This window comes from Nocardia sp. NBC_01503 (assembly GCF_036327755.1).
Taxonomy (GTDB): Bacteria; Actinomycetota; Actinomycetes; order Mycobacteriales; family Mycobacteriaceae; genus Nocardia.
On sequence record NZ_CP109596.1, the window covers coordinates 2,473,820 to 2,493,332 of the forward strand.

The window sequence follows — 19,513 nt, forward strand, 5'->3', positions numbered from 1 at the left end:
GCGCGCCACGTGACCTTCACAAGTTGTCCGATTCCGACCGACTTCTGGCACGGCCGGTCAGCCTTTGCTAACGTCTGCTGGTCAAATGACCAGAACGCATTTCACATTCCGCCGTAAAGCCCTCACACTCCTTGCCGCCCTTACCCTTCCGCTCACCGCGAGCCCCGCCGCGGCACACTCCTCCCCCACCCTCGAAACCCCGACCCACCAGGTCGGACACCCCCTGCACGCCACCATGGGACAGGGCGCCCGGATAGTCGACGACACCGGTCGCACGGTCCTGCTGCGCGGGGTCAATGTGAACGGACTCGGGCAGTACTACCAGGAGTGGCCCGACCTCCCGGCCACCACGACACTGACCGAAGACGACTTCGAACGCATCGCCGCACTGGGCTCGAATGTGGTGCGTCTCATCATTTCCTGGTCCGCGCTCGAACCCGCGCGCGGCGTCATCGACCACGGATACCTCGACCGCATCGCCCAGGCGATCGACTGGGCTCGCGCACACGACATCTACGTCCAACTCGATATGCACCAGGACGCCTGGGGCACCGCCGTGAACACCCCCGACGGCGTCTGGTGCCCGCCGCTCACCCAGCCCGGCGTCGGCTGGGACGGCGCACCGGCCTGGGCCACCGCCCTGGTCGGCAGCTCCGCGACCTGCCGGGTGAGCGAACGCGAACTCTCGGTAGCGGTCCAAACCTCTTTCCAGAACTTCTATCTCGACGTCAACGGCGTCCAGACCGAACTGGTGAACACCTGGGCCGCGGTCGCGGCCCGCTTCGCGCACGATCCGGCCGTCGTCGGCTACGACCTGCTCAATGAACCCAATCCGGGACTGCTGGTCGGCTTCGACGACTACGTCCTGCTCGGCAATTACTACCGCCGCGCCATGGCCGCCATCCGCTCGGCCGAGCAGGCGGCGGGCGGATTCCGGCACATCATGTTCTTCGAACCCTCGGTGATCACAGGCGGATTGGCCTTCCCCGGGCCGCTGCCGCTGTTCACCAGTGCGTCGGGCTCGGCCTCGGGTTCCGGCACCGGATCGGGCCTGGGGTCCGCCACCGGATCCGCGTCCGGATCGGCCTCGGGATCGGCGGGCGATGAGAACCTGGTGTACGCCCCGCACCAGTACAACGAATCCATCAGCCCGCTACCCGGTTCTCTCGCATCGGGTTTCGCGGATACGGCGACCGCCGCGGCCGGTTACGGCACCACCTTCTTCAACGGCGAATGGGGATTCTGGGACAGCGATCCCGCCGTCATCGCCGACAAGACCCGGCGCTACGCCGCACTCGAGGACAAGTACCTGGTCGGCGGCGCCTACTGGCAGTGGCGGCAGGCGTGCGGTGATCCGCACAATATCCAGACCCGTGGCACCCGGCCGACCTGCACCGCACCGGACAGCGGCCTGGATCATGATCCCGCCACCGCCGCCGTCATCGCCCGCTCGTACCCGCGCGCCGCACCGGGCCAACTCACCGCCCTGACCTCCGATATCGGCTCCGGCGCAATGACTCTCACCGGAACCGCGGACAAGAGCGGTAGCACGGCGGACCTGTGGGTGTCACAGCGCTGTGCGAACCCGGCGGTCACCGGAAGCAATATCACCCAGACCGGACGGCAGCAGGTGCCCGGCGGCTGGCGAATCACCGCCGCCACCACCGCATCCGGCGACTACCGCATCGTGATCACCTGCGGCTGACCGGATTACCGGCAAACGAAAGCGCCCGTGGATCGAAAATCCACGGGCGCTTCGTTGTTCAGCTCAGAGCTGGTTCATCACCGCTGGGCGACATCGGTCGGGCACCGCAATGCAGACACCGACCGTAAGCCCTCAGACTCGCCAGGCCAGGTTCAAGATGTCGATTTTATACATAAATAGCCCTCTTACTACCAAACCACGAGCTTTCATTTATAAATTATGCATAAGATATGGCCATGGATGAAGCTACCGTCCGCACCCATATCGCCGAGGGCGAGCAGCTCACCACTGAGTTCAAACGTGGCGCCTCCGGCAAATTCAACGACTCGGACCTGATCGAGACCGTGGTGTGCCTCGCCAACGGCGAGGGTGGCGTGTTGCTGATCGGAGTCGAGGACAATGGCCACATCACCGGTGCCGCACCGCGCCACGGTGACCACACCGACGGCCGCCGCATCGACGCACTCATCGCCAATCGCACGGTACCCATCGTGCAGACCCGTACGTCGGTGATCCCCATCGACGGCCATGATGTCATCGTCGTGGAGGTACCACGGGCCGCGCGCATCGTCGGCACGACGACCGGCCTCTACGTGCGCCGAGCCCTCAAGGTCGATGGCACTCCGGAGTGCGTGCCTTTCCCTGCCTACGAGATGCTCGCCCATGAAATCGACAGGGGCGCGGTTGATTTCGCCACCTTGCCGGCTCGTGACACATCGATGGCGGATCTGGATCCAGCTGAATTCGACCGGTTCCGAAGGCTCGCGCGAATTTCCGGCGCGGACCCGGTCATCGCGGACCTGGCAGATATCGAAATCTGCCGTGCGCTGGGGGTTCTCGGACCCGGCGACGTCGGACGGCTGACGCTGGGGGCGGTGCTGCTGTTCGGCACCGAGCAGGCGCTCCACCGGCATGTCCCGAATCACGAAGCCGCTTTTCAGCTCTTCAGCGGGCTTCGATTGGAGGTGAATGCCTTCTATCGAGCGCCGCTGTTCAAACTCGCGGAAGAACTGTTCGAGCGGGTGACGGCATGGAATCGGGAGGAGGAACTGCAGTTCGGCCTGCTGCGGGTGTCGATCCCGAACGTGCCGCCGGTCGCGGTGCGCGAAGCCATTGCCAATGCGCTGGTACACCGCGACTACACGGCAATGGGTCCGGTCCGGATCGCCATCAACGAGGACACCTTCGAGGTGACCAGCCCAGGCGGTTTCCCGCCTGGTGTAAGGCTCGAAAATCTGCTGTCGGTGACCCAGCCGCGCAGCCCCGTTCTCGCGGACGCCTTCCGTCGCGCCGGAATTGTCGAGCGCAGTGGTCGCGGCATCAGCCTGATGTTCGATTCACTCCTGCGACTCGGACGTGATGCTCCCGACTACAGCGGATCCACCGAGCGAATGGTCCGCGCCGTCATCCCGCTCGGCCATGCCGATATCGCCTTCGCGCGCTTCATCCTCGAGCATGAGAACAAGTCTCAGCGACCCATGCGATTGTTCGATATGCAAGTGCTGCACGAGCTTCGGCAACACACGAAGCTCACTGCCGCGGAGATCGCGAACGATCTGTACCGAACACCGGGCGAGACCCGTACCGCATTGAGCCGAATGGTCGAAGAAGGTTTGGTCGAACAGCGGGGAACCGGGCGCGGCCGGGCCTACCATCTGTCGGCTGCGGTGTATCGAGCACTGAATCAGCCACCCGCCTATGTCAGAGTGCGTGGGACCGACCCGATTCAGCAGGAGCAGATGGTCCTTCAGTACATCGAGTCGTTCGGAGCCATCACCCGTGGTGCGGCCGCCGAACTCTGCATGATCACGCCGCAGCAAGCCAGCACGTTGCTTCGCCGAATGACCAAGGAGGGAACGGTCGTCCGTGAAGGCGACCGAAAGGCGGCACGGTATATCGCCCCGCCCGATCCAGCTACGGGCACCTCCGCCTGAGAACAGACGGTCCGGATAGCCAAAAGCGCCCGTGGATCGAAAATCCACGGGCGCTTCGTTGTTCAGCTCAGAGCTGGTTCATCACCGCTGTGCGACATCGGTCGGGCGGATCGGGGACGGCAGCGCCGTCTCACCCTCGAGGAACTTGTCGACGGCCGACGCGCAGGCGCGACCCTCGGCAATGGCCCACACGATGAGCGACTGACCGCGGCCCATATCGCCCGCGACGAAGACGCCCGGAACCGTGGTGGCCCAGTCGCTATCGCGCTTGACGTTGCCGCGCTGGTCGTAGCCCACGCCCAGACCCTCGAGCAGACCGTGCTTCTGCGGTCCGACGAAGCCCATGGACAGCAGCACCAGATCGGCCTCCAGGGTGAAGTCGGTGCCCTCGACCTTCTCGAAGCGACCGTTCACCATGCTGACCTCATGCGCCTGCAGGCCGGTGACCTTGCCGTCGGTACCGATGAAACGCTCGGTATTGACGGAGAACAGGCGCTCGCCGCCCTCCTCGTGCGCCGAGGCGACCCGGTACATGAGCGGGTAGGTCGGCCACGGGGTGGAGGAGGCACGCTCCTCCGGCGGGCGCGGCATGATCTCGAACTGGTGCACCGACTCCGCACCCTGACGGTGCGAGGTGCCCAGGCAGTCCGCGCCGGTGTCGCCGCCGCCGATGATGATGACCTTCTTACCCTTCGCGTTGATACGCGGCAGGCCGTCCTCATCGGTGATGGCATCGCCCAGCTGCACCCGGTTGGCCAGCGGCAGGAACTCCATGGCCTGGTGGATGCCGTCCAGATCGCGACCCGGGATGGGCAGATCACGCGCGATGGTCGCACCACCGGAGAGCACCACGGCGTCGAAACGCTCGCGCAGCTGATCGGCGGTGATGTCGACGCCCACGTTCACACCGGTCTTGAAGATGGTGCCCTCGGCCTCCATCTGCGCGATCCGGCGATCGATGAAGCGCTTCTCCATCTTGAATTCCGGGATGCCGTAGCGCATCAGGCCGCCGATGCGGTCGTCGCGCTCGTACACGGTCACGGTGTGGCCGGCGCGGGTCAGCTGCTGGGCGGCGGCCAGACCGGCCGGGCCCGAACCGACGACCGCGACCTTCTTACCGGTCAGACGGGTGGGGTACACCGGGGTGACCCAGCCCTCGTCGAAACCGTTCTCGATGATCTCGACCTCGACCTGCTTGATCGTCACCGGATCCTGGTTGATGCCCAGGACACAGGACGCCTCACAGGGCGCGGGGCAGAGGCGGCCGGTGAACTCCGGGAAGTTGTTCGTGGCGTGCAGCCGATCGAACGATTCCTTCCAGGAACCCTTGTAGACCAGGTCATTCCATTCGGGAATCAGATTCCCGAGCGGACAACCGTTGTGGCAGAAGGGGATACCGCAGTCCATACAGCGGCTGGCCTGCTTCTGGAGGGTCTCGTGGGAGAACTTCTCCTCGTAGACCTCTTTCCAGTCCATCAGGCGCAGCTCGACCGGACGGCGCTTCGGCAGTTCCCGACTCGTGTGCTTCAGGAAGCCCTGTGCGTCACCCATTTACGACTCCGTACTTCGCGCCGAGCTCGGCGCACTCAACAACAGCGGTGCGGGTCATGTCAGCCACGTGCGGCCTCCATGATCGCGGCGTCGACATCGCGGCCGGCCTTCTCGGCCTCCGAGATGGCCAGCAGGACCTTCTTGTAGTCCCGCGGCATCACCTTCACGAAGTGGTTCACCTGCTGCGACCAGTCGCTCAGGATGCGTTCGGCCACAGCCGAACCGGTCTCGTCGCGATGCTGGGCGACGGTCTCGCGCAGCCATGCGGTCTCCTCGGCGGAGAGCTGCTCGAGATCCACCAGCTCGGTGTTGAGGTTCTTCTCGAAGGTGCCGTTCGGGTTGTAGACGAACGCGATACCGCCCGACATGCCGGCGCCGAAGTTACGGCCGGTCTCACCGAGGATCACCACGCGGCCACCGGTCATGTACTCGCAGGCATGGTCGCCCACACCCTCGACCACCGCGGTGGCACCCGAGTTGCGCACGCTGAAGCGCTCACCGGCCACACCGCGAATGAACGCCTGACCGCTGGTGGCGCCGAACAGGATCACGTTGCCCGCGATGATGTTCTGCTCCGCGACGAACTCCGCGGGAACGTCCAGGGACGGGCGCACGATGATGCGACCACCCGAAAGACCCTTGCCCACATAGTCGTTGGTGTCGCCGTTCACCCGCAGGGTGATACCGGCCGGGACGAACGCACCGAACGAGTTACCGGCCGAGCCGGTGAACGTGATGTCGATGGTGTTGTCCGGCAGGCCGACGCCGCCGTACAGCTTGGTCACCTCGTGGCCGAGCATGGTGCCCACGGTCCGGTTCACGTTGGTGATCTTGACGTCCAGCTTGACCGGCTTACCGCGCTCGAGCGCGTCCGCGGCATCGGCGATGAGCTGGTTGTCCAGCGCCCTGTCCAGGCCGTGGTCCTGGGTCTTGGTGGCGCGCCGATCCTGCATCATGAACGCCGTCTCGACATCGTCGAGGATGGGCGACAGATCCAGCTTGGCGGCCTTCCAGTGCTTCTTGGCCGCGGCGGTGTCGAGCAGGTCGACCCGGCCGATGGCCTCGTCCAGGGTCCGCAGGCCCAGCGACGCGAGCAGTTCGCGCACTTCCTCGGCGATGTACAGCATGAAGTTCTCGACGAACTCCGGCTTACCGGTGAAACGCTCACGGAGAACAGGGTTCTGGGTCGCGACGCCGACCGGACAGGTGTCGAGGTGACACACCCGCATCATGATGCAGCCCGAGACCACCAGCGGAGCGGTCGCGAAACCGTACTCCTCGGCGCCAAGCAGCGCGGCGATCATGACATCGCGGCCGGTCTTCATCTGACCGTCGACCTGCACCACGATGCGGTCGCGCAGACCGTTGAGCAGCAGCGTCTGCTGGGTCTCGGCCAGGCCGAGCTCCCAGGGACCGCCCGCGTGCTTGAGCGAGGTCAGCGGCGAAGCGCCGGTGCCACCGTCATGGCCGGAGATCAGCACGACATCCGCGTGCGCCTTGGACACACCCGCGGCGACGGTGCCGACGCCGGGCTCCGCGACAAGTTTCACGTGAATCCGCGCCTGCGGGTTCGCGTTCTTCAGGTCGTGGATCAGCTGGGCGAGATCCTCGATCGAGTAGATGTCGTGGTGCGGCGGCGGCGAGATCAGACCCACGCCGGGCGTGGAGTGCCGGACCTCGGCGACCCACGGGTACACCTTGTGCGCGGGCAGCTGACCGCCCTCGCCGGGCTTCGCGCCCTGCGCCATCTTGATCTGGATATCGGTGCAGTTGGTCAGGTAGTGCGCGGTCACACCGAAGCGACCCGAGGCCACCTGCTTGATCGCGGACCGACGCCAGTCGCCGTTCTCCTCCGGCTCGAAGCGGGCCGGATGCTCGCCGCCCTCACCGGAGTTGGAGCGACCGCCGAGGCGGTTCATGGCGACCGCGAGGGTCTCGTGCGCCTCGGCCGAGATGGAGCCGTAGCTCATCGCACCGGTCGAGAAACGCTTGACGATCGCGCTCGCGGGCTCGACCTCGTCGATGGAGATCGGGTTGCGACCGGACTTGAACTTGAACAGGCCGCGCAGCGAGGCCAAGCGCTCCGACTGATCGTCGACGAGCTTGGTGTACTCCTTGAAGACCTTGTACTGGCCCGAGCGGGTCGCATGCTGCAGCTTGAACACCGTGTCCGGGTTGAACAGGTGGTATTCGCCCTCACGACGCCACTGGTATTCGCCGCCGACCTCGAGCTCGCGGTGCGCGCGCTCATTGCGGTTCTCCAGGAACGCGACCTTGTGCCGGGTGGCGACCTCGCCCGCGATGTCATCGAGGCCGATACCGTCCAGCGGCGAGTTCAGGCCGGTGAAGTACTCGTCCACCAACTCCTGCGACAGGCCGACGACCTGGAACAGCTGCGCGCCCCGGTAGGAGGCGACGGTGGAGATGCCCATCTTGGACATCACCTTGAGCACGCCCTTGCCGGCGGCCTTGTTGTAGTTGGCGACGGCCTTCTTGAAATCGGCCGCGTGATCGCCGGTGCTGCCCGGCATCTTCAGCTGACCGCGCTCGAGCATGTCCTCGAGCGATTCGAAGGCCATGTACGGGTTGATCGCCGCCGCGCCGAAACCGATCAGCAGCGCCATGTGATGCACCTCGCGGGCGTCACCGGCCTCCACGACCAGGCCGACCTTGGTGCGAGTGCGCTCGCGGACCAGGTGGTGATGAACGGCCGCGGTGAGCAGCAGCGACGGAATCGGCGCCAGCTTCTCGTTGGATTCGCGATCGGACAGGATGATGATCCGCGCGCCACCGTCGATGGCGGTCGAAACCTGCTGCTGCACAGCCGCGATGGCCTTGCGCAGACCGGCGCCGCCCTGCTGTACCGGGTACAGGCCGTGTACGACCACCGAACGCAGCTCGGGATGCGAGCCGTCGTCGTTGATGTGCACCAGCTTGGCGAGCTCGTCATTGTCCAGAATCGGCTGGGTCAGGGTGATCTGACCCGCGGAGTCCGGTCCCGGATTCAGCAGATCGCCCTCGGGGCCGACCATGCTGCGCAGCGAGGTGACGACCTCTTCGCGGATGGCGTCCAACGGCGGGTTGGTGACCTGCGCGAACAGCTGCGAGAAGTAGTCGAACAGCAGTCGCGGACGCGAAGACAGCACCGCGATCGGGGTGTCGGTGCCCATGGAGCCGAGCGCCTCACCACCGGTCTGCGCCATCGGCGACATCAGGATGTTCAGCTCTTCGGTGGAGTATCCGAAGATCTGCTGACGGATGAGCACGCGATCGTGCGACATGTGCACGTGCGGGCGGTCCGGCAGATCCGAGAGCTTGGTGTGGCCGTTCTCCAGCCACTCCTGGTACGGGTACTCGCTCGCCAGCTCCGACTTGACCTCGTCATCGCTGATGATGCGGCCCTGTGCGGTGTCGACCAGGAACATGCGACCGGGCTTGAGACGGGTCTTCTGGACCACGGTGGCCGGATCGATATCCAGCACGCCGACCTCGGAGGCCATGACGACCAGGCCGTCCTCGGTGACCCAGATGCGGCCGGGGCGCAGACCGTTTCGGTCCAGCACCGCGCCGACGACCGTGCCGTCGGTGAAGCACACCGAAGCCGGACCGTCCCACGGCTCCATCAGGAACGAGTGGTAGCGGTAGAAGGCGCGCTGGGCCGGGTCCATGGACTCGTGGCGTTCCCAGGCCTCGGGAATCATCATGAGCACGGCGTGCGGGAGGCTGCGGCCGCCCAGGTGCAGCAGTTCGAGCACCTCGTCGAAGCGAGCGGTGTCCGAGGCGCCGGGGGTGCAGACCGGGAAGATCTTCTCCAGGCGGTTGTTGCCCTCGGTGTCGATGCCGAAGGCATCGGACTTCAGCAGCGCCTCACGCGCCCGCATCCAGTTCTCGTTACCGGAGACGGTGTTGATCTCGCCGTTGTGGGCGACGCGCCGGAACGGGTGCGCCAGCGGCCACGACGGGAAGGTGTTGGTGGAGAAGCGCGAGTGCACGATGCCGAGCGCGGATTCGACGCGATCGTCCTGCAGGTCGATGTAGAACGCGCGCAGCTGCGGCGTGGTGAACATGCCCTTGTAGACGAAGGTCTGACCGGAAAGGCTCGGGAAGTAGACCGATTCCTTGCCGACGCTGCCCTCGCCCGCGCCCGCCTTGCCGAGCTCGTGCTCGATGCGCTTGCGGATGACGTAGGCGCGACGCTCCAGGTCCATGCCCGTGAGCTGCTCGGCCGAGTCCTTCGGGGAGGCGATGAAGATCTGCCGGAAGGTCGGCATCGCGTCGCGTGAGAGTGCGCCCAGCGACGATTCGTCGATGGGAACCTCGCGCCACCCGAGGACCTCGAGACCCTCTTCGCGGACGATCTTCTCCACGCCGTATCCGGCGCGGGCGGCCTCACGGCGAGCCTGCGGGAGGAAGGCGATACCCGTGGCGTACGAGCCCTCGGCGGGAAGGTCGAAGTCGACGATCGCGCGGAAGAACTTGTCCGGGAGCTGGATCAGAATGCCCGCGCCGTCACCCGAGTTGGGTTCGGCGCCGGCCGCTCCACGGTGCTCCAGGTTCAGCAGGGCGGTAATAGCCTTGTCGACGATGTCGCGGCTACGACGGCCGTGCATGTCGACGACGAATGCGACGCCGCAGGCGTCGTGTTCATTCGCCGGGTCATAGAGCCCGCGGGGTCCGTGTCCATAGCCGGCACCGCCGGTAGGGGACCTGTGGCCAGGAAGTTGCGTCATGCCTCTGCCTTCACAAAAAACAGGCCTTCGAAGAATTGCGGCCTTCGTCGAACGCCTCCGTCGGACTGCGCCCGGACGTGTCAGAGACCAGCGGCGCTGATGGTCATCCCGTGCAGTCAACTCTCCAGTTGTTCACCCGCTTCGAGTACTCGTTCGGGTGCTCGGCGGTAACCGAACGCTTACGTGTTCGCTACCAACCGCGCCGTTCTCGCCCATTACGCTGAGCACCGATCGGGTCTCTGGCGATATGAGGCGATATGCCGAACTTGTCGCGTTCGGCGTAAGAGCAAACGATAAGTCAGGACTCTTGCCCAACCAACTTAGGTCGCACTAATAACAGTGCCTAGCTGGGCATTTTCATTGATCCTCCACTACCTGCGCGTTGTCCAGTGTAAAGCAGGTACGCAGAGCTGTTTCAGTTGACTTGCCCACTTGATTTCGCGCGCACGTATGCGCGGGCGATTCATGTCAGCGCAGCTTCCGAACGGCCCCTCACCTGCAATGAAACTGATTTCCCCACGGGGGCTTCCGGCAAACCGGGCGATCGGCGGCTAACTTTCCGGCGCGATCCGGCGGGCGAGTCGGCGGTCCGGGCGACAAGCCATTGCAACGTTCCGACCGTACGGAATCTTTACGAATTGTGGGGTTCCGCACATGCCCAGCAAACAGTGAGCAGCCTTTGAGTCACAATTTCCGGCCGGATACGGGCCGGTCCCGACGTGATCAACACCACGTCACACGCTGGAAACACGCCCGATGTGAGCCTGGCCACATCCCAGCCGCCACGCTCGGTGGAACCGCCTCCCGCCTGTCACGCTGAGACCGGATCGTGTCCTTACAACGATTAAGCGACGGTTTCGAGAAGCCGAATCAGCCTGGGACTTAGAGGATGTGAGCTCCCATGACCGTTCTGCTCACCTGGCTCGGCGGCGCGCACGCGGGGGTCACCGATCGGCATGAACGCACCGGATATTCGGTGACCGGAGCCGTGGTGGCGTTGTTCGCGCTGACCGCAGGGGTAATCACCGCGCTGGCCACCGGCGCGGCGAAATGGCCATCGGCCGCAGTCATCACGGTGGCATTGATCGCAACCCTGCTGGTGGGGGCGGTATCGCGCACCCTGGCGACCGCCGCGACCCCGGCACACAGTGAAACCCGCCGCGTACGAGCCGAATTCGGCGCGCGCATCGGCGTCGCCGCCGTAGTCGGCATCGTCCTCGCCGAAATGGCCTGCACCGTACTGTTCGGCGGCAGCGTCGACCGGGTGCTCGACGAAACCGCCCGGCGCGGAGTCGAATCCGCGCCCGCCGTGGTCACCGCGCGCACCGAACTCGACCAGGCCCGCACCGATCGCAAGGACCTGGACCAGCAGATCACCAAGGCGCAGAACGATGTCGACACCGCACTGGTGATCGCCCGTTGCGAAACCAATCCGGACCCGCAGTGCCCCGCCACCCGCATCACCCGGGTACCCGGGTACGGACCGGAGGCACGCACCGCCAATCAGATGCTCGACGACGCGCGAGCCCAGCTCACCGCCGCGCGAGCCAAGATCGACGGCCTGGACGGCAAGATCACCGATAAGGACAAGGCCGTCGGCGCCGCCCGCGCCGCCGCCTATACCGACGGTGATCGCGGACTCGGCGCGCGCTGGGTCGCCATGAACGACTACACCACCGATCACGCCGGACCCATGGCGCTGCGCCTGGCCGTGGCACTGCTGCTCATCGTGCTCGCACTACTGCCGCTGCTGCTCCGATTCTGGCGCGGCGAAACGGCTTTCGATCGCGAGCTCGCCACCCGCGCCGCCACCGACCGCGCCGAACAGGCCGCCGCCACCGCCATCGCGGAGAAGCAAGCCGAAGTACGCGTGCAGGCCGAGACGCTGCGCGCCGAACAGCAGCTCACCGCGGCGAAACTGGCGCTGCACGCCGATACCGCCATCGACCGGGAACGCCAGCGCACCCGCGTCATCGCGGCCATCGGCAATCTCCAGATCGGCATCACCGAACCGGCGCAACAGCGCGCCATCGACGAATTCGACCGGGCCGCACAGCATGAACTACCGGCCGGGAATCGAAAGGACAGCTCTTTGTCCCAGGAGGGGATAGTGACACCGAACCTGCCCGCCCAGCTCAGTCCGGGAACGGTCGCGCCGATGGGCCATGGCGGCGCACTCGTGCCCGCACCCGCGCCGCAGCCCGCACCCGCGAACAAGGGTGGCGGACTGGAGCTTCCGATCATCGGGACGGTGCCGTTCACCGATACCGCCGCACGGTGGATTCGACCGCTGGTGCCGAGCTTCGTCGCCAATGCCATCGATACCGCGACCCATCCGCTGCGCACCGTACGGCAGGCGTTCGAGGAGGCGGAGGAGATCACCTTCACGCTCAAGCGCACCCGCAAGGTGACGGTGGATTCCTCGGATTCGGCGCAGCCGCAACAGATGTATCAGCCGCAGCACGGATATCAGCTGCCGCCGGGCGCGCAGCAGCAGCCGTACGCCCAGCAGGTGGCCTCGAACGTGGTGGATCAGCCGCATCAGCAGTACCCGAATTACGGTGCGCTGCCGCACGGTCAGGTCGTCGAGCCGGGTTACCCGCTGCCCGCCGGATCCCGGCAGGGTGAGATCGCGGGCCGCCACAATCCCGAACTGGAGTACCGCGGTCCGCGCGAACTCCCGCCGGGTAAGGATCGGTAGCGAAGGACCCTCAATAGGGCTGTGGCCCGGCATGTTTCACGTAGAACACGGAAACCGCCGGGCCACAGCCTTTTTCAATTCCTACTTCTCCTACTTCGCCCTGCGCTCGGCGGTCGCGGCACGATAGGTGAGAACGGCCGTGACCAGCAGGATCAGCGTCGTACCGGTCGCCGCGAGATGGATACCGTCCACGAACGCGTTATGCGCGGCACTCAGCAGTGCCGTGGCCGCCGGTTCATCCAGGGTGCGCGCGGTCTCCACCGCGCCGCCGAGGGATTCCCGCGCCGCCCCGGTGTGCGCGGCCGGAACCGCCGACAGATCCAGGCCGTGCCGGAAGGCCGCCATCACACCGCTGCCCAGCACCGCCACACCCAGCGCCACACCGGCCTCGAGTGCGGTCTCGGAGATGGCGGCGGCATTACCCGCGCGCTCGGCCGGAGCGGTGGTGATGATCATGTCGGCCGAAACCGTCAGCGCCACACCCACACCCAGGCCGATCAGCAGGAAGCCGATGATGAACGGCAGCACCGACGCCGACGGATCGGCCTCGAGCAGCCAGAACAGGGCGGCACCGGCCGCGGCGGTGATCAGCGCACCGCACAGCACGCTCACCGGACGCCAGCGCCCGACCAGCCAGGCCGCGAGCAGCGAACCGGCCATACTGCCGACGGTGCCCGGGATGAGCAGCAATCCGGCCTGCAACGGCGCGCGCCCCAGCACCAGCTGGAGATACTGCGAACCGAAGAACAGCACACCGGCCAGCGCGAAGATCGACAGCAGATTGGTGAGCACGGCCGCCCGGAACGGCGGCGACTTGAACAGCTCCAGGTCGATCAGGGGTGCGGCCAGTAGGCGCTGGCGGCGAATGAACACCACGCCCGCGACCACGCCGACGAGACCGGCGACGAGCTGATTCAGGCACGGGCCGTGCGCGGCGAATTCCTTGACCGCGTACACGATCGGGATCAGCGCCAGCATCGACAGTGCGGCACTGAGCAGGTCGAAGCGGCCCGGATTCGGATCCTTGGACTCCGGCACCAGCAGCGGGCCGAGCGCGATGAGCAGCACCATCACCGGCAGGTTCACCAGGAACACCGAACCCCACCAGAAGTGCTCCAGCAGCCAGCCGCCGAGCAGCGGCCCCATGGCCGCACCGGAGCCCGCCATCGCACCCCACACCGAGATGGCGAGGGTGCGCTGGCGCGCGTCGGTGAACATGGAGCGGATCAGGCCGAGGGTGGCGGGCATGAGCGTGGCGCCGGCGACACCCTGCAGTACGCGTGCGGCAATGAGCATTTCGGGGCTCACCGACCAGGCCGCGATGGCCGAGGCGAGACCGAATCCGGCCGCGCCGATCAACAGCAGGCGGCGGCGGCCGATGCGGTCGCCGAGCGTGCCCATGGTGATGAGCAGACCGGCCAGCACGAACGAGTAGACGTCGATGATCCACAGCAGCTGCGGGGTGGTGGGGGTGAGATCGCCGGAGATGGCGGGCACCGCGAGGTCGAGCACGGTCGCGTCGACCGAGACCAGTAGCAGTGCGAGGGCGAGCACGCCGAGCCCGGCCCAGTCGCGCACGGTCGCGCGGTTGCCCGGCGGGCCGAGGGGGCTCGCCGATGCTCCGCGCGGGGAGGTCGCCGGGGTGTGGTCCGCCTCGGATCCGGGTCCGGACCGGGCGGGGGTGTGGGTGGCCATGATTCTTTCTTTTCCAGAGTTGAACCGTCTGGACGGTACAGTAACAGACTTACCGTCCAGACGGTACAGTTATGCGCTGTGACCATGACCCGCGAGCCGTACAGTGAGTGCTCGTGACAACCCCTCGTGATCCGGCGGGCACCCGCAATCGGATCCTCGACGCGCTCGAAACCCTGCTGCTCGACAAGGGCATGTCCCAGGTGACGCTGGAAAGCGTCGCCGCGGCGGCAGGGGTCTCCAAAGGCGGCCTGCTCTACCACTTCAAGAGCAAGGACGCCCTGCTCGCCGGATTGGTCCGCCGCGTCGGCGAACGCGCCGACCAGCAACTGGAAAAAGCCCTCGCCCAAGGCGAATCCGTCGCCGAGTGGTATCTGCAAACCCCGCATCCGGACAACGATTCCGATGCCATCGAACTCGCCATGTACCGCTCCATGCTGGCCGCCATGCGCACCGTCGACGGGCCACAGGACGCCACCGTCGACGAGACCGACCGCGCCCTCGACGAAATGATGAACGGCTGGAAAGCCGCCCTGGACAACGAGATCCACGATCCGGTCGAAGCCGAGATCGTGCGCCTGGTCGGCGACGGCGTCTACCTGCGCGCCCTGCTCGGCCTCCCACCCGTCGAGCCGGAGTTGTACCGCAGGATCGTCGTACGGCTCCTCGGCGACGCCCAACTGCCTCGGGAACGCGACAACTGATTTCGCACGATCGGGGTAACTCCCGGGGCACCCCCAAATGGGTAACGGCACCCGTCCGCACCACGCGTTCCCAATGAGCAACGGCTCCCAGGTCGCGCGCTAAAGGCGCGGAGAGGCGGTAGTGTTCGGCGCGTGTTGCCTGCCGCCGATCCAGTCGGTCCGTCGGCCGGCTCGGTGGGGGAACCGCACACCGATCCGGCGCCGGTGCCTGTCCGCCCCATGCAGTTCCGTGAACTGCTGGATCTGCCGTTCGCGCTGATCCAGGCGCGGATCACGACTCTCGCCGCCATGCTGGGTATCGCGGTAGCGGTGGCCGCCACCATCTCGGTCGGGGTGACCGTCTTCGTCTCGATCGCCACCGGCGACTCGGACAGCGGAACCTTCTGGGGCGCACTGCTCACCACCTTGATCGCCGCCTGGGTGCTGCGATTGTTCGTGCGCGGGGTGACCGTGCCGATCGGTCTTGCCGTGGTGCATCGGCGGTCGATGACCTGGCGGCAGGCGCTGACCCGGATGACCGCCCAGGCCGGACCACTGCTCGGCTACCAGGCCATGTACACGCTCATCGGCATCGGCGTCCTCGCCATCGGCGCACCGCTCATGTTCACCGTGCCATTCGCGGTGATCTGGCTGCTGTGGCTGCGAGCGCGCCGATTCGCCACGGTCCCGGCCATTTTCGATGAATCGGTGACCTATCGGATCGGTACGCTGCGCTCGAAACTGCTGACCTTCGGCACCCAGTGGCAACTCGTCGGACTGCTGCTCTATCTGCGCGGACTGCTCATCGTATTGATCGTTCCGCTGCTGACGCTGCCGCAGTTCGCCGCGGGGATCACCGGCACCCGGCGCTGGGCGGTCACCGTACTGCTCATCACCGCCGGACTGCTCTTCATCGCCCTCGCCGAACTGGTGGAGTCCGCGGCCCAGGTCGTCGCGTACGTGGACCGCCGCTGCCGCCGCGAAGGCTGGGATATCGAGATCCCCACGCAGGGGCGGGCATGAGCACTCCCCCGCCACCGTACGGTCCGGCACGCGAAGACCCGGGTGTACCACCCGAACCCGCTCTCGGTCCGGCCGCCGCCCACCTGGCCGCCGCCGAGGACGCCGCCCGCCGCGCCGACTTCGGCACCGCGCTGCGCGAGCGCTACCGCGCCGTCACCCGCGGCCTGGAACAGCGCGGCATTCTCGAGGAACAGCGCGCCCGCACCGCCCGCGAAACCGCGCACGCGGCCACCACGGTACTGCCCGAGGCGAACGAACTGCCCTCGGCCGCACACAGTTTCGACGAGATCGTGTACGGCGGACGCCCCGGCGCGGAGGCCGAATACCGCAGGCTGGAGCAGGCCGATCAATTCTCGATCGCCCCGCCGCCCAAGCACGCACCGGCCGAGATCACCGAGGAACGCCGCAAAGGCGGGAAGAAGCGCGGCCCGCGCGCCAAGAAGGTGCGCGAACCCCTGGAACTGCCCGCGCTACTGCGGGATTGGCGGTTCTGGGCCGGGGTCGGGGCACTCCTGGCCATCGTGCTGCTGGTCTACCTGGTGAGCCATATCGGCGCACCGCCACCGTCGCCGCCGAAACCGCACGACCACCCCTACACAACGCCGACCACCAAGCCGCCGCCCACCACCCGGCACGCACCCAATTTCGGCGAGGGTGACGACTCCATCTTCGAAACCATGCCCGCCTGGGCGGCTTTCGGCGGCGCGCAGCTGCTCATCGCCTGGGGCACGGTGCTGTGGTGGCGCGGTCGCCGCCGCGGCGCCGTGGTACGCGAACCCCTCCCGGTGGAGGCCCCCGCCAATGAGGTGCTCGCCGGACAGGCCGGGCTGTACCGCAAATCCCGCGATCACGACCATGTGGCGGCGAAACTGCGAGCGGCCACCCTGCGACGACTGCGACCCGCGCTCGGCGTCACCGCCGAAACCGCACCCGAACTGGTGATCGCGGGCCTGGCCGCCCGCCTGCGCGCCGACCCGGCCGCCCTGCGGGCCGCACTGTACGACCCGGTCCCGGACCGGGGCACCCTCGAACTCGTGGCCGCACAACTCGAATGGATCGAAGCGGAGGTCTTGTGACCCGATCAGAGCACACCGTCGTCGTGGATACCAACCACACGCCGACACCCGAACAGGCCCAGCAGGCACTGTTGGCCCTGCGCGCCGAGATCGGGAAGGCGGTGGTCGGCAACGACCAGGCGGTCATGTACCTGGTGCTGGCCCTGCTGTGCCGGGGTCACGTGCTGCTGGAAGGCGTTCCGGGCGTGGCCAAGACGCTGCTGGTGCGCGCCCTGGCCACCGCACTCGACCTGGAGCACACCCGCATCCAGTTCACCCCGGACCTCATGCCCGGCGATGTCACCGGTTCACAGATCTACGATCCGCACTCGGCCGAGTTCACCTTCCGGCGCGGACCCGTCTTCACCAATCTGCTGCTCGCCGACGAAATCAACCGCACCCCACCGAAAACCCAGTCCGCGCTGCTGGAATCCATGGAGGAGCGCCAGGTTTCGGTGGACGGCGTCCCGCAACCGCTGCCCGATCCGTTCGTGGTGATCGCCACCCAGAACCCCATCGAACAGGAGGGCACCTATCCGCTGCCGGAGGCGCAGCTGGACCGGTTCCTGTTCAAGGTCGAGGTCCAATTGCCCGGGCGCGAAGACGAATTCCGGATTCTGCAACGGCACGCCGCCGGATTCGATCCGCGCGACCTGAACGCCGCCGGACTGCGGCCGGTGGCCGGGGCCGCGCATATCGCCGCCGCCCGCGACGCCGTCGCCCAGGTGACGCTGAGCCCGGAGGTGCTGGCGTACACGGTCGACCTGTGCCGCGCCACACGCACCTCCCCCGCCGTCGCGCACGGCGCCTCCACCCGCGGCGCGACCGCGCTGATGGCGGCGGCCCGCGCCTTCGCCTGGCTGAACGGTCGCGGCTTCGTCACCCCCGACGATGTGAAAGCCGTTGCCACCACGGTACTTCGGCACCGCCTGCAGCTGCGGCCCGAACACGAGGTGGAGGGCGTCACCGCCGAAGGGGTGATGGCATCGCTGCTGATGTCCGTCCCCGTACCGGTGTAGACCGTGGTCGTCACCGGCCGGACGGCCATCGCGGCGGGCCTGGCCGCACTCTTCGTCACCTTCGTCATGCCGTCGTGGATCGGGCTGCTCGCCGCGACGGCGGTGCTCGTGGCACTCATACTGGTCGATGCACTGCTACTGGGTTCGCCTGCCGCGCTGGAGCTTTCGCGGGATCCGCTGACCACGGTGCGCACCGGGCGAAGTATCGAGGTCGAGCTCACCGCGCTGAACACCGGTGACCGCACCCTGCGCGGGCGGCTGTGGGACGACTGGCCCGCCAGCGCCGGCGCCCGCGAACACGCGCACACGCTGAAACTGCCGCCCAACACCAGGATTCGACTGCATACCGAACTCACCCCGGCGTATCGGGGCGAACGGATCGCGGGACCGGTCACCGTGCGCCTGCTCGGACCGCTCGGCATGGCCGGGCGACAGGTGCGCCGACAGGTTCCGGCCCGGCTGCGCGCGCTGCCGCCGTTCCGCAGTGAGAAGCTGCTCGCCTCCAAAGTCAAACAGCTGCAACAGCTCGAGGGCCGCAACACCGTCAACCGGCGCGGCCAGGGCACCGAATTCGACTCCTTCCGCGAATACGTCGCGGGCGACGATGTGCGCACCATCGACTGGCGGGCCACCGCACGCGCCACCGACGTACTGGTCCGCACCTGGCGGCCCGAACGCAATCGACACGTGGTCATGCTGCTGGACACCGGACGGGTCAGCGCCGGGCGCGTCGGCGACGGCACCCGCCTGGACGCCACCATCGAGGCGGCGCTGCTGCTCGGCGGGCTCGCGGCCGCCGGCGGGGATTCGGTGGACCTGCTCGCCTATGACAACGCGCTGCGCGCGGAGGTCCGCGGTCTCGGCGGAAAACGCCTGCAGTACAAGCTGATGCACGCGCTCGCGAGCGTGACACCGCAACTGGTGGACACCGACTATCAGGGTCTGCTGCGCTCCACCCTGCGACGTGCGCGCCGCCGCAGCCTGGTCGTCTGGTTCACCCACCTCGATGCCGCCACCGTCCAGGAGGGTCTGCTCCCGGTGCTCCCGGTCCTGGCCGAACGCCATCGCGTCCTGATCGTCGCGGTCACCGATCCGGATGTCGCGGCCGCCGCCACCCGGCGCTCGGCCCGCGACGACCTCTACGCCGCGGCCGCCGCCGAGAACGTCCTGGCCGAACACGCCGTCGCCCGGGAAACCCTGCGCCGCATGGGAGTCCGCGTCATCACCGGAGCCCCCGACCGCCTCCCCGGCGCACTCGCCGACGAATACCTGGAGCTCAAGCAAACGGGCGCGATGTAACAAAGCGGCGCAGGAGAATTCGCCATTCGAAAGCAACGCGTCACCCCGGCGCGACGCAACTCGTCATCCCGGCGCGACGCAACGCGTCATCCCGGCGCTTTTTGGCCGGGGTCCGCACTCG

At 67.0% G+C, this 19,513-nt stretch carries 11 protein-coding genes; 8 read left to right on the top strand and 3 right to left on the bottom strand.

Going from position 1 to position 19,513, the window contains the following annotated elements; genetic code table 11:
* Window positions 1–85 precede the first annotated feature (85 nt).
* Window positions 86–1,705, top strand: a complete 1,620-nt coding sequence (locus OHB26_RS11145) for a glycoside hydrolase family 5 protein (protein ID WP_330184106.1) — start codon at window positions 86–88, stop codon at window positions 1,703–1,705.
* 236 nt (window positions 1,706–1,941) lie between these two features.
* The gene (locus tag OHB26_RS11150) at window positions 1,942–3,639 is read left to right on the top strand and encodes a DNA glycosylase AlkZ-like family protein (RefSeq protein WP_330184107.1); all 1,698 of its coding nucleotides are present in this window, start codon (window positions 1,942–1,944) and stop codon (window positions 3,637–3,639) included.
* An 81-nt stretch (window positions 3,640–3,720) separates the two neighbouring features.
* Here the strand turns inward: OHB26_RS11150 and OHB26_RS11155 are convergent, their stop codons facing one another.
* Window positions 3,721–5,190: a glutamate synthase subunit beta gene (locus tag OHB26_RS11155; RefSeq protein WP_330184108.1), complete on the bottom strand. Its 1,470-nt coding sequence runs from the start codon at window positions 5,188–5,190 to the stop codon at window positions 3,721–3,723.
* Window positions 5,191–5,249: 59 nt separating this feature from the next.
* Entirely contained in the window at window positions 5,250–9,920 is a 4,671-nt protein-coding gene (gene gltB / locus OHB26_RS11160; protein WP_330184109.1) for a glutamate synthase large subunit, read from the bottom strand.
* Window positions 9,921–10,821: 901 nt separating this feature from the next.
* Between gltB and OHB26_RS11165 the strand changes: the two genes are divergently transcribed.
* On the top strand, window positions 10,822–12,621 hold the full coding sequence (locus OHB26_RS11165; protein WP_330184110.1) for a DUF4407 domain-containing protein: 1,800 nt from the start codon (window positions 10,822–10,824) through the stop codon (window positions 12,619–12,621).
* A gap of 90 nt (window positions 12,622–12,711) precedes the next feature.
* Here the strand turns inward: OHB26_RS11165 and OHB26_RS11170 are convergent, their stop codons facing one another.
* Window positions 12,712–14,316 (bottom strand): MFS transporter, encoded by a 1,605-nt coding sequence (locus OHB26_RS11170; RefSeq protein WP_330184111.1) that lies wholly within the window; start codon window positions 14,314–14,316, stop codon window positions 12,712–12,714.
* 107 nt (window positions 14,317–14,423) lie between these two features.
* On the opposite strand from OHB26_RS11170, the gene OHB26_RS11175 reads away from it, so the two are divergent.
* The 5 genes from OHB26_RS11175 to OHB26_RS11195 all read left to right on the top strand — a co-directional run bounded on the left by OHB26_RS11175 (window position 14,424) and on the right by OHB26_RS11195 (window position 19,392).
* Window positions 14,424–15,017: a TetR/AcrR family transcriptional regulator gene (locus tag OHB26_RS11175; protein ID WP_442942909.1), complete on the top strand. Its 594-nt coding sequence runs from the start codon at window positions 14,424–14,426 to the stop codon at window positions 15,015–15,017.
* Between the two features lie 219 nt (window positions 15,018–15,236).
* Entirely contained in the window at window positions 15,237–16,019 is a 783-nt protein-coding gene (locus OHB26_RS11180) for a hypothetical protein (protein WP_330184113.1), read from the top strand.
* On the top strand, window positions 16,016–17,095 hold the full coding sequence (locus tag OHB26_RS11185; protein ID WP_330184114.1) for a DUF4129 domain-containing protein: 1,080 nt from the start codon (window positions 16,016–16,018) through the stop codon (window positions 17,093–17,095). The genes OHB26_RS11180 and OHB26_RS11185 overlap by 4 nt, the downstream gene beginning before the upstream one ends.
* On the top strand, window positions 17,092–18,093 hold the full coding sequence (locus OHB26_RS11190; RefSeq protein WP_442942910.1) for an AAA family ATPase: 1,002 nt from the start codon (window positions 17,092–17,094) through the stop codon (window positions 18,091–18,093). The genes OHB26_RS11185 and OHB26_RS11190 overlap by 4 nt, the downstream gene beginning before the upstream one ends.
* 3 nt (window positions 18,094–18,096) lie before the next feature.
* Window positions 18,097–19,392 carry a DUF58 domain-containing protein gene (locus OHB26_RS11195; protein ID WP_330184115.1) on the top strand — a complete coding sequence of 432 codons (1,296 nt, stop codon included), beginning with the start codon at window positions 18,097–18,099 and terminating at the stop codon, window positions 19,390–19,392.
* Window positions 19,393–19,513: the final 121 nt, after the last annotated feature.